Below are 12,816 nucleotides of genomic sequence, written 5' to 3'. Positions count from 1 at the left end.
TGAAAGCCGTCTGCCGAGACACTCGTTTAGTAGCTACGATCCCGGCGAACGAGGCGAGGCCGGTAACCGTCGATCGGGAAAGGCGAAGTAGGTTACGCTGAAGCGCGCCGGCGGACGCTGCGGGGTAAACTCACGCTAGGAATCCCCCATGATCGGCCCATGGGGCAATGGCGATCCGGCGCCTACAGTGATATCGACGGCCGCGATCAGTGCCGCCAGGAGGAGCGCAAGAGCCCATGACATACCAGACGCCGGGATGTGCCTACTGCCCGCCCACCGTGCGGGCCTGCCGGCAGGGCGAGTCGGAGGCCCGCGGCCCGGGCTTCTGCCCCACGAAGGTGGACGAGGACGGGATCGAGCGGGCCTGGGGCCTGTACTCGGACCCGGAGCTCCGGCAGATCGCCCAGGCCTCGGCTCTCGTGGAGAGCGAGGGCTACTGCAAGTGGACGCGCGTGGAGGAGATCTGCCACTTCGCCAGGAAGATGGGGTTCACGCGGATCGGCATCGCGACCTGCATCAGCATGGTGGACGTCGCGAAGGTGCTGTCCGGCATCCTCGAGAGCCACGGCTTCCAGGTGGCCTCGGTCGCCTGCAAGAACGGCGGCATCGCGAAGGAACGCATCGGCGTGCAGGACGAGGAGAAGATCCGCCCCGGGACCTACGAGCCCATGTGCAACCCCATCGCCCAGGCCGCCTTGCTCAACGACGCCGGCTGCGAGCTGAACGTGGTGCTGGGCCTCTGCGTCGGGCACGACAGCCTCTTCTTCCGCCACTCGAAGGGGCTGGCCACGACACTGGTCGCCAAGGACCGCGTCCTGGCCCACAACCCCATCGGCGCGCTCCAGCTCGCGGACACCTACTTCGCGCGAGTCTGGGGTCCGCTCAGGCCGCCGACGCCACCCAGGCTCCCCGCCGAAGGGCGCGGCGCCGATGAGTCTCGCTGAAGGGGGTGACATCGGCGGGGACCCCCAAGTTCGCGGACAGTCGCCGCCGCTACAGATCGATCTTCTGCTGCGCCAGCGCGCGCTCCCACTTCCCGGCGTGGTTGTCGTCGAAGACCACCTCATCGTCCGGCGGGGCGACGACCCAGTCCCCTCGCTCTCGCTCGGCCTCCAGCTGGCCGGGTGCCCATCCGGCATAGCCCAGCACGAACAGCGTCCGCCGCGGGCCCCGGCCCAGGCCGATGCGGCGGAGCACCTCGAGGCTTGCCGTGAGGGCAAAGCGCGGGCCCGCGGCGATCGTGCCTTCGTCCGTGTAGTCCGTCGTGTGCAGGACGAACCCGCGCGCGCGATCGACGGGGCCGCCCCAGTGGACCCGGATGCTGCCACTGACGCCTGCCGGGTCCACGCCGAGCCGCTGGAGTAGCTCGGCGAGCGGGGTCCGGCCGATGGACCGGTTCACGGTCACGCCCATGGCCCCGGTGGCATCGTGCCGCACGATGACGATGACGGTGCGGGCGAAGCGGGGGTCCCGCATTCCCGGCGCCGCCACCAGGAGCTGCCCGACGAGGCTCCCGTGCGCCGGCTGGGCCCGGGCGGTCCGGCCAGCCATCCCGGCCGTCACGAGCCCGACAGCGGCCACCGCGAGGAGTACCACGATCCGGGCCGGCCTCATGCGGGCAGGGTACCGCACAAGCGACAGTCAGCGCGCCGCCGCGCTCGCCTCGCCTCCGGCTGCGGCTCGCTCCCTCGCTCCGCTCGGGCGATCTCCATGTCCGCTCGCCTCGCCTCCGGCTGCGGCTCGCCCTACAGTCTTCTTGTGGTCGAGTGACTCGAAGAAGGCGTCGATGCGGTTCCGGAGCTGGGCCTCGGCGTAGTAGCGCGGGTCCTCGAGGTCGGACTCCACGAGAAGGGTCGGCACCCCCAGGTCGCGGGTGAAGTACTCGCGCATGTCGCCCTGGCCGGCCGAGTAGAGTCGGCAGGACTTGATCGAGTGGATGACGAGGGAATCCGCGTCCCACTCCCGCACGTAGCGCGTGATCTGCTCGTAGCGGGCGAGGATCGAGCGGTTCGCGAGGTTGTGGCGCAGCATGTGCTCGGCGATGGACTCCAGCGGCTGCCGCGGGTCGTGGCGGAAGCCCCAGTCCCAGATGCCGCCGACCGTGGAGTAAGTGGACTGCACGGCCACGGCACCCCACCGGGTGAACAGGTTGCGGAAGTTCTTGTAGTAGGGGTACGGCGGCGGCCCCTCGAAGACCGTGCGGAAACGTTCCTCGCTGAGCGGGCTGAGCCCCTGCGCCACGAGCCCCTCGAACTCGGCGACGGCCATGTCGAAGAAGTCGGCCGCCTCCCGCGTGCCGCGCAGCACGTTGATGGGGCCCATGAGGTTGATGGCATCGAAGTAGGCGTCGAAGGGGGCGGGCCGGTGCTTCGTGAGGTGCTTGCAGCGCGCGTAGCCCTCCTCGGCGCGTGCGGAATGCTCCACGATCTCGCGCAGGCGGTCGATGTCGAATGTCCGGCCGGTCATGCCCTCGCCGAGCGCGATCAGCTCCTCGAGCTGCTGCACCACGTAGCGGAGATCGGCCTGGCTGGGCGCGTCGGTGCGCAGGAACGGGACGTCCAGCATGAAGAGCGGGGCGCCCGAGACGTCGGCGAGGTGCTCGAACCACTTCACGTACACGTTGCAGCCGACGTAGTTGCAGACGATGAGAGACGGGAAGGGGATGGGGGCGCCCGGGCCCATGCCGCCGTCGAGGTAGAGGCCGATGTCGGCCTTCACGTAGGCGCAGTTGTCGGCCGAGTAGCCGGCCTGCTCCGCCTTCAGGATCAGCGGGAGCGACTTCTTGCGGATGGCGTTCTGCAGCGCGATGACCTCTGGGAACATGGGCAGGAAGCCCAGCGCACGCACCAGCTCGACGAGGTTGCCGGAGATCATGATGGCGGCCGTGGGCTGCCGCTCGGCCTCCGCCCGGCCCAGCGCCGCCGTCCAGTCCGCCATGAGGCGGCGCGACTGCTCGTGCACCTGCCCCTGGTACTGTCGTTCGGTCACCTTGGGTGGCATGGCACGGCTCCTCAGTGGGGCGACGGGGTGCCGTCCGCGGCGCCCCGAGCGCGGGTGGTCGCGGCCAGCAGGGCGGCGATGGACTCGAGCAGCCGCTCGCGCGGCGTGCCTGGGCCGAAGACGGCGGCGACGCCGAGCCGTCCGAGCTCGGCCTTCATGTCCGGGGTCACCACGCCCCCCACCACGAGCGGGACGTGTCCCAGCCCGACCCCCTCGAGCGTCTGGCGCACGCGCCGGCCGGCGTAGACGGGGTCGCTGCTGAGACAGCTCACACCCACCAGATCGGCGTCCTCCTGGAGCGCCATCTGGGCCACGCGCTCCGGGGTGTTGTAGAGGCCGGCGTAGACCACCTCGTGCCCGCCCTCGCGCAGCCACCGGGCCACCGTCGTCACCCCGAGGTCGTGCGCGTCGCTGCCGAGCTTCGCCAGGACGATGCGCGCCATCGCTAGCTCTCCACCGTGTGGCCGATGGCCTCGCCGAAGGCGCGGCAGACCTCGCCGAGCGTGGCGCCTGTCTCGACGGCCGCGAGCACGGTGGGCATCACGTTGTCGCCCGCGGCCGTCGCGCGGCGGAGCGCGTCGAGGGCGGCCGGGAGCCCCGGGGCCTGGCGACGCGCGCGGTACTCGCGGACGTAGCGCATGCGGGCCTCGGGCATCGCCTGCTCGTAGGCGAAGAACTCCAGCTTCGGCTCCTCGGCCTCCTCGTCGCGGAAGCAGTTGACTCCCACGACCGGCTGGGCGCCCGACTCCACGCGATCCATGTGCGCGAAGCGGGCGGCGCGGATCTGCTGCTCCACCCAGCCGGCCTTGAAGGCGGAGACGAACCCCCCGCGCGACCGGACCTCGTCGATCATCGCGAGGATGTCGGTCTCCAGCCGGTCCGTGAGCCACTCCACGAGATGGGAGCCGCCCAGCGGGTCGGCGCTCTTGACCACGTTGGTCTCGAAGCCGATCACCTGCTGGGTCCGAATGGAGAGGCGGTGCGAAGCCTCGGAGGGCAGTGCGTAGGCCTCGTCGTAGGAGGTCGTGTGGATGGACTGGCTGCCGCCGAGCACCGCCGCCAGCGTCTGGACCGCCGCGCGCACGATGTTGTTGAGCGGCTCCTGGGCCGTGAGCGGCAGGGCCGCGGTCTGGATGGCCGTGCGGAACCAGCATGAGCGGTCCTCCGTCGCGCCCAGACGCTCCCGCATGAGCCGGGCCCAGATCCGCCGCATGGCGCGGAGCTTGGCCACCTCCTCGAAGAGGTCGATGTGCGCGGCGGTGAAGAAGGCCATCCGCTGCGCGAAGGCGTCCACGGGGAGCCCCCGTGCCACCAGCCGCTCGGCGTACTCGAGCGCCAGCGCGAGTGCGAAGGCCGCCTCCTGGATGGCGTTGATGCCCGTCTCCCGCATGTTGTAGGCGTTGACGTTCACGATGTTCCACCGGCGCAGCTCGCGCGTGCAGTACTCCATGACGTCGAGGCCCACGCGCACGCTGAACTCGATGGGGAAGAAGTGGGTGTTGGCCTGCAGCGTCGCCCCGGAGAGCTGGGTGAGCGCGCAGTTCATGATCGTGCCGATGAGCGCGGAGGGGAGGATGCCCCGGCGCCGCGCGACGGCGAGGTACATGGCCAGGAAGGGGGCGGAGGCGGGGGGCTGGACGATGAGGGTGCTGGAAACCCTGTCCAGCGGGATGCCGTCGAAGAGTTGCTCCATGTCCTCGAGGGTGGCGATGGAGGTGCCCTGGCGCCCGATCTCTCCCTCGAAGAGTGGATGGTCCGGATCGGCGCCGAGCTTCGTGGCCATGTCGGTGTCGATGTTCAGCCCCGTGGCGCCCTGCCGGAGCAGGTAGTGGAGGCGCTCGTTGGACTCGCGCGGCGTGCCATAGCCCGACTGCTGGCGGCGCGTCCAGAGGCGCTGCCGGTACATCTCAGCGTGGATCCCGCGGGTGAAGGGGTACTCACCCGGGCGTTCACCGGCCGCCGCCGCGCGGTCGGCGAGGAATGGCGGAAGCTCGACCCCCGACAGCGTCCGGTAGTCGGCAGGGCGCTCGCCCTCCAGGTACCGGTCAAACAGCCGATCCGTGCTCATGGAAGCCTCCTCGGCTCAGGCCGCGCACCAGGTAGCGCGCGAAGGTCTCGCCGATCTCCTTGGGGCTACGCTCGCCGTCGGGCGAGTACCACCTGGGAATCCAGTTCATGGCGCCCAGCATCGCGAGCACGACCATCTTGGGGTCAGAGGGCGCGAAGGCCCCCGAGGCGACTCCCGCCTCGACGAGCTTCCGGAGCCGGCGCTCGTAGTCGTCCCGGCGGCGGACGAGATCGCGGTAGGGCCCGGGGGAGAGCATGCCCTCGGTGAGGACGACGCAGCCATCGAGCCGCTCCGTCATGCCCTCGATGAAGTGCCGGAGCGCCACGTAGAGCTTGACGTCGTCGGGCTCCGACAGCCCCTCCGCGATCCGGATGCCCTCCATCGCCAGGTCGAGGGCCGCGGCCTCGCACTGGACGATGATCTCCTCCTTGCTCTTGACGTAGTAGTACAGCGCCGCCTTGCTCACGCCCAGCTCCCGGGCGATGTCGCCCATCTTGGTGGCGTGATACCCCTTGCGGTTGAAGCAGCGCGCCGCGCTCCGCAAGATAGTCTCCAGGCGGAAGGTGCGGAGGTGCCGGCGGGCGGCGCCACGGTCGGTCCATTTCGCGAGGGATTGACCCATGGTTAGAGTTTCGTTGCCAGCTCGTCTGGCGAGGCTACTAGACCCCAGCTCCTGGCCACGGTAAATGGCCTATTAGTATTATTTTTCTATGGATATTGGCTGATTGCGCAACCATCTGGCCCGAGCAATTCTACTGACCGGCCAGTCATATGACACAGCGCTTCCAGTGCGTGGTGATCGGCGCCGGGATCGGAGGGCTTGCGGCGGCCGCCCGGCTGGCCGCCGCTGGACTCTCCCCCCTCGTGATCGAGGAGCGCGATCGCATCGGGGGGCGCTTCTCCTCGCTGGACGTCGAGGGATTCCGCCTGAGCACAGGTGCGGTGGCTGTCGAGTGCGGTGGCGTGCTCGAGGAGACGTTCCGGGCCGTCGGGGCACCGTTCGAGGTGCGGCGACCCGACCCGGCCGTGGTGTTCCGAATCGGCGGGAAGGACCGGAGCTTCGGCGGCGGGTGGCTGCAGATCTTCGAGATGTTCGTCCAGCGCGGAGCCCGGATGCTCGCCGCCATCCGCGAGGAGGTGGGCGGGCCGCCGGTGGAGGACGGGCCGTCGCTCCGTGACTGGCTCCGCCGATACACGGAGCACGCGGTACTGCACGGGATCTTCCAGTCGCTGGCCGCCTCGATCTTCGCCGTGAACGCCGACGAGATTCCCGCGCGCATCTTCTTCGAGCACTTCATGCTGCGCGGGGGGTTCAAGGGCTTCGGCTTCGCCCCGCGCGGCTGCCTCGCGCTGGTGGAGCCCCTGGCGCGCGCCATCGAGGCGTGCGGCGGTGCCGTGTGGACCGGCAGCACCGTGGAGCGGATCCTGGTGCGCGACGGCGCGGTGGCGGGGGCGCTGTGTCGCCGAGAGGGACGCGGCGTGGAGATCCCGGTGTCCGCGATCGTGAGCAATGCGGGTCCGCGAGAGACCCTTGCCCTCCTCGGCGAGGGGGCGGTGCCCGAGGACTACCGCGAGCGGGTCACCCGCGACCTTCGCCCAGCCGCCAACCTGGCCCTGTACTTCACGGCCCGGCGGCCGCTGGTGTCGGCCCCTGGGCTTCTGACCTTCGTGGGGACGCAGCGGGTCTGCAACCTCGCGAACCTCGGCAAGCTCTGCCCGGAGCTGACCCCGGCCGGCGAGCCGCTCTACGTGGCCTTCGGCGTGCCGCGCCCCTCGCTGGGCGCCTTTGATGCGGGAGAGACGGTCCGCCTCATGAGGGAAGATCTCGCCGCAGCGATCCCCGGCTTCGCGGAGGCCGGGCGAGTGCTGGCCGTCCATGTGATGCAGGGGAGCTGGCCGGCACAGCGGGCCTGCGCCGGGCACGATCTGCCGCAGCGAACGCCCGTCAAGGGGCTCTGGCATGTGGGCGACGGCGTGAAGCCCCCGGGGTGGGGGGGCGCCTCGGCATGCGCCGAGAGCGCGCGCCTGGCGGTGCTCGGTCTTCTCGGAGCGAGCTCGGACTCCGCCTCGCGATAGGGTACGATGTGCTCGGGAGGGCCATGCGACGGTGTCGGAGAAGTTGACGGTTCGGTCTACTGGCAGGAAGGACGCTCAGTAAACAAGGAAAAGAAATACCCCTGGCGATGTTGGCACCGTTCCTGCGTCTTCTCGCTGCTCAGCTTTTTCCGTGAGGCTGGCAGTGTGCCCGGTGCGGATAGGGGCTGCCCCGGGGGTGGACAGGAAAGGGAGGGGCTATGGTCCAAACCGTGGTCGCGGTCGAGGGCGACAGGGCCGAGTTGCTGGAACGCCTGATACAGAGGCTCCGGGGCGCCGCGCTGCGTCTCTCCGGGGCCGCATAGGCCGGCGAGCAACGACAATGGTGGCACAAGCTTCCGAGGAGCCGCCCCGCTTCACCGTGGTGATCCCACCGGACCGGCCCGATGTCAGGGAGGAGCTGGCGCAGGAGCTGTCGGGCGAGGACGTCGAGGTGGTCCTCGAGCGCCGGCGCAGGGAGCGGCGGCCGCCCAGCGGCGCCGCTGCAGGAGACGACCGCCAGCCCGGCCTGCCGGCCGGATCTGCGAGCCCCCGCGTGATGTACATCGTTTCCCGGGGGGCTCGAGAGCAATTCCAGCTCGTGGAACGGCACTTCGCCGACGAGCCGGAGATCCAGGTCCTGTACGACCGCCGCCAGGGCGATCGGCGCGGCCCTCATTCCGCTCCGCCTGCCCAGCCCGGGGAACGGCGCCAGACCGACAGGCGGCTGACCGACATCGGAGGCGACCTGCGCGCCGTCGGCTGGGCCCTGGTCCGCCTCGGCGCCACCGCGTAGCAGGCGAGCGAGTGGGGGGGGACGCGGTCAGGCCGCCCGAGCCGGCTGCCGGGCCGCCTCCCTCGCCCTCTCGGAGAGCGGGCAGATCGCCTCCGCAGCCAGAGTGCCCGAGATCATGACAGCCTCGATCCCCGCTCCGGGGAAGACGCCGGCTCCTGCCAGAACGAGCCCCTCGACCGGCGACTTGACCGGGGGCTGCCACTGCCCGGGTCCTGAGCCGTAGATCGCCCCCCCCGCCGTCCACGCGTAGCGCGCGAAGGTGGCCGGGCTGCCGTCCTGGCGGTAGACGATGTGCTCGCGGAGCCCGGGCAAGGCCTGCTCGGCGCGGGCGATGAGGGCGTCCCCGAGACTCCGCTTCCTCTTGGCATAGCCCGGGGCCTTGCGGCTCCACTCCCCCTCGGCGGCGGGGGGCATGAGCGTGATCAGGCTCATGCTGCTGTGGCCCCGGGGAGCCAGCGAGGGATCGACCTTCGAGGGGATGGCGATGCCGAGCCGCTGCGTGCCTGTCGCGAGCATCGTGATGGGCGCGACGTCGGGCACGTAGTCCACACCCAGGAACACCACGAAGGCCGAGGTCGATGGCTGGAGGCCCTCCACACGCCCGGTGAAATCGCGCGGGAGGTGCTCGCGGCCAACGAGCTCCAGGAAAGTCCGGCGAATGTCCGCGTTGGAGACGATAGCCGAGGCGCGGTCGAGCCGGCCGTCGCCGGAGACCACGCCCACCGCGCGGCCGTGCTCCACCACGATCCGGCGCGCCGCCGTCCGGAGGCGCAGCTCGCCTCCATGCGATCGGATGACGCCGGCCAGGGCGTCGGCCAGCGTCTGGGATCCACCCATGGGATAGTAGCCTCCATCGAAGTAGTAGCCGAAGATGGGCGCCATGGCGCCGACGGTGAGCGCCGAGGGGTCGTCACTGAGATAGTCCGAGAGCACCGAGAGCAGCTCCTTCAGTCGAGGGTCGCGGAGGTAAGCGTCCAGGATCCCGGTGAAGGGGGCGTGCATCCAGCGGAAGGCGTGCGGGTGCAGGGCCGGGTAGGCCAGCATGGCGTCCACCGTGAGCGGAGGGACCGGCACGCCGCCGGTGCCAGGCGCGTCGGCATAGAGTTCTCGGTACACCCTCTCCATCTCGGCGAAGAAGGCAGCGATGCCCGCGCGCTCACCGGGGAAATGGGTGCCGAGCAGCGCGACGAAATCCTCCACCCGATGCGGGACCTTCACCCTCAGGTCCGGCAGGACGTACTCGTGGCTCATCTGGCCCCACGTGATCGTGTCCTCGAGGGCCAGCTGCCGGAGGAGGTGGCGCACGGCCCCGGACTCCCCCAGGCCGCTGACATCGTGGACGCCGGCGTCGAAGACGTATCGTAGCCGGCGGTCGCCCGCCCGGACGTGGCGAGGCCAAGAGGTGCAGAAGCCCCCCGCCAGGTAGTGCTGCTCGAGCACGAGCACCCGGCACCCGCGCCGGGCCAGGACCGCCCCTGCCGTGAGCCCGCCGATGCCCGACCCGACCACGATCACGTCGTGGCGCCCGCCCTCCGCGGGCTGGTGGGTGGCGAACACGGGGGTCGGCCACGGGTACGGGTCGCGCTGGGCGATCTCGCGGGCCGCGCGCCGTCGCGGGTACCAGCGGGGGAACACGATGGAGCTCACCACTCCGGCCGCGATGAGGAGCTGGGGCAGGACGGCCGCCAGCACAAGTCGCCCGCCCGGCCAGCGGAGAGCGGCCAGCCCCAGGAGCGCATTCGCCGTGAAGAGGGCGCCCCAGAGGGCGGACAGGAGCGCGTTCGTGCGCCGGAACAGCGGCGCCTCCCAGTACTCCCGCGGCCATTGTTCCCGAGCGTAGAGCGCCGTGAAGGGCGACCCGAAGAGGAGCGTGCCCCAGGCCATGGCGCCGAGCGCCGCGCTCGAGAGTGCGGCGTCGTAGCGCTGGACGAGGGGGGATCCCAGCCCGATGGAGACGACGCCGCGGATCACGAAGAAGGCTGCGGCGCTGAGCTCGATGGGCCGCACGCGGTGGTGGCGCAGATGCCAGGCGCTGAGCGCCAGGGCGCCCGCCAGCCCGGCCGCCACCGCGCCTTTGGTGAGCCCGGCGCCGGACAGCGCCCAGTACGCGATCCACGGCCCGAATCCCGCGACAATCCCCCCCATGCCCCCGCGCCCCCTCGTCGTCATGCTCAGCACCTCCTCGACGTGATGATGACATCGTTAACATCTAATGTTGACTCTGTCAACACTCACGTGTAGCCTCCTGGCCGAGGAGGGCCCCCATGAGGAAGCGACCGGGACGACTGCGCCCAGGGCACCGGCGCAAGAGCTACCACCATGGCGATCTGCGCCGGGCGCTGCTGGATGCCGCGAGGGAGCTCGTGCAGACGGCAGGGGCGGAGGCTTTGACGCTGAGGGCGGCGGCCCGGCTGGCGGGGGTGTCTCAGGCCGCGCCGTACCGCCACTTCGCCGACAAGCGGACGCTGCTCGCGGCGGTGGCGGAGGAGGGGTTCCGCGCTCTCACGGAGGCGATGCGACAGGCCACGGCCATGCAGAGCGGGGATCCGTTGTCGCGCTTCCGGGCCCTCGGACTCAGCTACGTCGGATTCGCCGTCGACCACCCCGCGCATTTCCGCGTGATGTTCGGGCGCGAGACCGCCGACAAGGCCGCGCACCCTGGGCTGCGAGAGGCGGCTGAGGAGACCTTCGCGGTGCTCGTGGACGCCCTCACCGAGTGCCAGCGAGCCGGGTTGGCGCGTCCAGGCGATCCCGCAGAGCTGGCGATCTCGGCCTGGGCCGCCGTGCATGGTCTGTCGGCCCTGCTGCTGGATGGGCAGCTGGGGCCGGGAGCCCTCGAGCGCGTGGAGGAACTGGCCCGGAGCGTCACCGGCGTTCTCTTCCTGGGCCTGGGCCCGGAGCGCCCGTGATGGATCAGCGCTTCGTGGTGGACACCATGCTGGGCCGCCTCGCTCGCTGGCTCCGGGCCATGGGCTATGACACGGTCTACCCGGGAGAGAGCGGCGACCGGCGGCTCCTCGAGCTGGCGTTGGCCGAGGAGCGGGTCCTCGTCACCCGGGATCGGATGCTGGCGCGACTGGCCCAGCCTCACGAATGCCTCATCACCGCCGAGCGGCTGGACGGGCAGATCCGGGAGGCCGTCCGGCGGCTGGGGCTCAGGCCCGTGCAGACCGACTGGCTCACGCGTTGCCTCGAGTGCAATGCCAGGCTCGAGGCCCGCCCCAGGGGCGCGCTGCGCGGCCTCGTCCCCGAGCACATCTTCGCCACCCACGCCGACTTCATGGCGTGCCCGCGCTGCGCACGCGTCTACTGGGCCGGGACGCACGCCCAGCGGATGCTCGACCGGCTGACGCGCCTGGTGAACGGCGAGCCCGGGGGTTGAGCCGCGGCGCGCGCCTCGGTCACGGCGCGGCGTGATGGGGGTGTAGCCGCGCCCGCTAGGCCACCCGGACGAGGAGGTCCGGGGAGAGCCCCTTGACACTCGTCCTGCCGCAGAGGGCCAGCGCCGTGCGCAGCTCGCTGCGGAGGATGCCGAGCGCGCAGGCCACCCCATCAGCCCCGCCAGCGCCGAGCCCCCAGAGCACCGTGCGGCCCAGTGCCACCACCGTCGCGCCCAGGGCGAGCCCCTTGATCACGTCGGTGCCGCGCGAGAAGCCACCGTCCACCACGATGTCGGCCCGACCGGCCACGGCCTCGACGACGGCGTGGAGCGCCTCGACGGAGGCCTGGGTCTGGTCGAGCTGGCGGCCGCCGTGGTTGGAGACCCAGATGAGCCCGACGCCGGCCTCGACGGCCCGGCTGGCATCCTCGGCCGTCATGATCCCCTTGAGCCCGATGGGGAGCCGCGTCGTCTTCTTGAGCCATGCCACGTCGTCCCAGGTGAGCCGCGCCTGGTAGTCGGGATCCGGGCCGCGCGGGTTCGGTGCCGAGGACATGGCGGCCCGCGGATCCCAGCGGGCGACGATGTCGCGCTCGCGGCGCCCGTAGACCTGGACGTCCACCGTGAGGCAGACGGCGAGGTAGCCGGAGGCCTCCACCCGCGCCAGCAGATCGGCGACCCAGCCCCGATCGCCGTGATGGTAGAGCTGGAACATCTTCGGACCGGGATTGGCCCCGGCGACCTCCTCGACGGGCCAGCCCGTGGCGCCGGAGAGGAACTGGAGCGTGTCCGCTCGCCCCGCCCCGCGCGCCATCTCGACGTCCCCCTCGGGGTGGAACAGGACGAGCCCCCCCATGGGCGCCACGGCCACGGGCCACGACAGCGGGACACCGAGCAGCGTCGTCTCGAGGTCGATCTCGCGGGCATCCACGAGAACGTGCTGGCGGATGGCCAGGCGCGAGAGCGCCCGCCGGTTGCGCCGGAGCGTCGTCTCGGTCTCGGCGCCGCCTGCGCCGAAGTTGTACACCTCGCGGGGAAGGCGCCGCCGGGCGGCCTGTCGGATCTCGGGGAGGGTGACGAACTTGGCAGTCATGCCCGCTACCATAGGGCTTCCGGCGCCGCGAGGCAACGGCCTTCGCGGCGCGGCGCCGGCGCCCGGGCAGGCCGGGGGCGCAGGGGCTGGGTCGAGCCGGATCGCCCCGCCTGCAGCGACGCCCCGGAGCTCCTGGAAGTCCTTGAGCAGGCATCGCCCGAAGGCCTGCTCGAGCCCGCGATACTGCGCGCGCCGGAGGTTCCGGTTGCCGAGAGAGTCCCCCATGGACTCCTCACGATCGGGAGCGAGGGCGTCGATCATCCCTTCTAGCCCAACTTCCACGGTCTCGAGACCGGAGTGCTGATATGTCAGCAGGTTAGGCCCCTTGTGAGTGACTATGGCGACAGGGTGGGGGCCCACGTCCTCACCGGCTTCATGACCTCGTGCGGGATCGCGAGCGTGCGGTA

12 protein-coding genes are annotated in these 12,816 nt (G+C 71.0%); 5 read left to right on the top strand and 7 right to left on the bottom strand.

Annotated features, from left to right (window positions below):
• The first annotated feature begins 236 nt into the window (after nt 1-236).
• Nucleotides 237-944, top strand: a complete 708-nt coding sequence (locus tag HYV93_18365) for a DUF1847 domain-containing protein (GenBank protein MBI2527936.1) — start codon at nt 237-239, stop codon at nt 942-944.
• Nucleotides 945-993: 49 nt separating this feature from the next.
• Here the strand turns inward: HYV93_18365 and HYV93_18360 are convergent, their stop codons facing one another.
• The 5 genes from HYV93_18360 to HYV93_18340 form a co-directional block, all read right to left on the bottom strand.
• Complete coding sequence (locus tag HYV93_18360; GenBank protein ID MBI2527935.1) at nt 994-1,551, bottom strand: YqgE/AlgH family protein; 558 nt, start codon at nt 1,549-1,551, stop codon at nt 994-996.
• A 90-nt stretch (nt 1,552-1,641) separates the two neighbouring features.
• A complete protein-coding gene (locus HYV93_18355; protein ID MBI2527934.1) occupies nt 1,642-3,000 on the bottom strand; it encodes a 2-hydroxyacyl-CoA dehydratase in 1,359 nt (452 codons plus the stop codon).
• A gap of 11 nt (nt 3,001-3,011) precedes the next feature.
• Nucleotides 3,012-3,443: a cobalamin B12-binding domain-containing protein gene (locus tag HYV93_18350; GenBank protein ID MBI2527933.1), complete on the bottom strand. Its 432-nt coding sequence runs from the start codon at nt 3,441-3,443 to the stop codon at nt 3,012-3,014.
• 2 nt (nt 3,444-3,445) lie between these two features.
• Nucleotides 3,446-5,068 carry a methylmalonyl-CoA mutase gene (locus HYV93_18345; GenBank protein ID MBI2527932.1) on the bottom strand — a complete coding sequence of 541 codons (1,623 nt, stop codon included), beginning with the start codon at nt 5,066-5,068 and terminating at the stop codon, nt 3,446-3,448.
• Complete coding sequence (locus tag HYV93_18340) at nt 5,046-5,690, bottom strand: TetR/AcrR family transcriptional regulator (protein ID MBI2527931.1); 645 nt, start codon at nt 5,688-5,690, stop codon at nt 5,046-5,048. The genes HYV93_18345 and HYV93_18340 overlap by 23 nt, the downstream gene beginning before the upstream one ends.
• Nucleotides 5,691-5,839: 149 nt before the next feature.
• On the opposite strand from HYV93_18340, the gene HYV93_18335 reads away from it, so the two are divergent.
• Both HYV93_18335 and HYV93_18330 read left to right on the top strand, forming a co-directional pair.
• Nucleotides 5,840-7,144: an FAD-dependent oxidoreductase gene (locus tag HYV93_18335; protein ID MBI2527930.1), complete on the top strand. Its 1,305-nt coding sequence runs from the start codon at nt 5,840-5,842 to the stop codon at nt 7,142-7,144.
• 340 nt (nt 7,145-7,484) lie between these two features.
• On the top strand, nt 7,485-7,937 hold the full coding sequence (locus HYV93_18330; GenBank protein ID MBI2527929.1) for a hypothetical protein: 453 nt from the start codon (nt 7,485-7,487) through the stop codon (nt 7,935-7,937).
• Between the two features lie 27 nt (nt 7,938-7,964).
• Here the strand turns inward: HYV93_18330 and HYV93_18325 are convergent, their stop codons facing one another.
• Entirely contained in the window at nt 7,965-10,082 is a 2,118-nt protein-coding gene (locus HYV93_18325) for an NAD(P)/FAD-dependent oxidoreductase (protein ID MBI2527928.1), read from the bottom strand.
• 119 nt (nt 10,083-10,201) lie between these two features.
• Here HYV93_18325 and HYV93_18320 point away from each other — a divergent pair, with 119 nt between their 5' ends.
• On the top strand, nt 10,202-10,846 hold the full coding sequence (locus HYV93_18320) for a TetR/AcrR family transcriptional regulator (GenBank protein ID MBI2527927.1): 645 nt from the start codon (nt 10,202-10,204) through the stop codon (nt 10,844-10,846).
• A complete protein-coding gene (locus tag HYV93_18315; protein ID MBI2527926.1) occupies nt 10,846-11,319 on the top strand; it encodes a Mut7-C RNAse domain-containing protein in 474 nt (157 codons plus the stop codon). Before HYV93_18320 ends, HYV93_18315 begins: the two co-directional genes overlap by 1 nt.
• Nucleotides 11,320-11,374: 55 nt before the next feature.
• Here HYV93_18315 and HYV93_18310 read toward each other — a convergent pair whose 3' ends face one another.
• Nucleotides 11,375-12,670: an alpha-hydroxy-acid oxidizing protein gene (locus HYV93_18310; protein MBI2527925.1), complete on the bottom strand. Its 1,296-nt coding sequence runs from the start codon at nt 12,668-12,670 to the stop codon at nt 11,375-11,377.
• Nucleotides 12,671-12,816: the final 146 nt, after the last annotated feature.

It is taken from the genome of Candidatus Rokuibacteriota bacterium (genome assembly GCA_016188005.1).
Classification (GTDB): domain Bacteria; phylum Methylomirabilota; class Methylomirabilia; order Rokubacteriales; family CSP1-6; genus UBA12499.
Note: the sequence above shows the minus strand (reverse complement) of the source record. Positions and strands in the feature narration are given on the sequence as shown.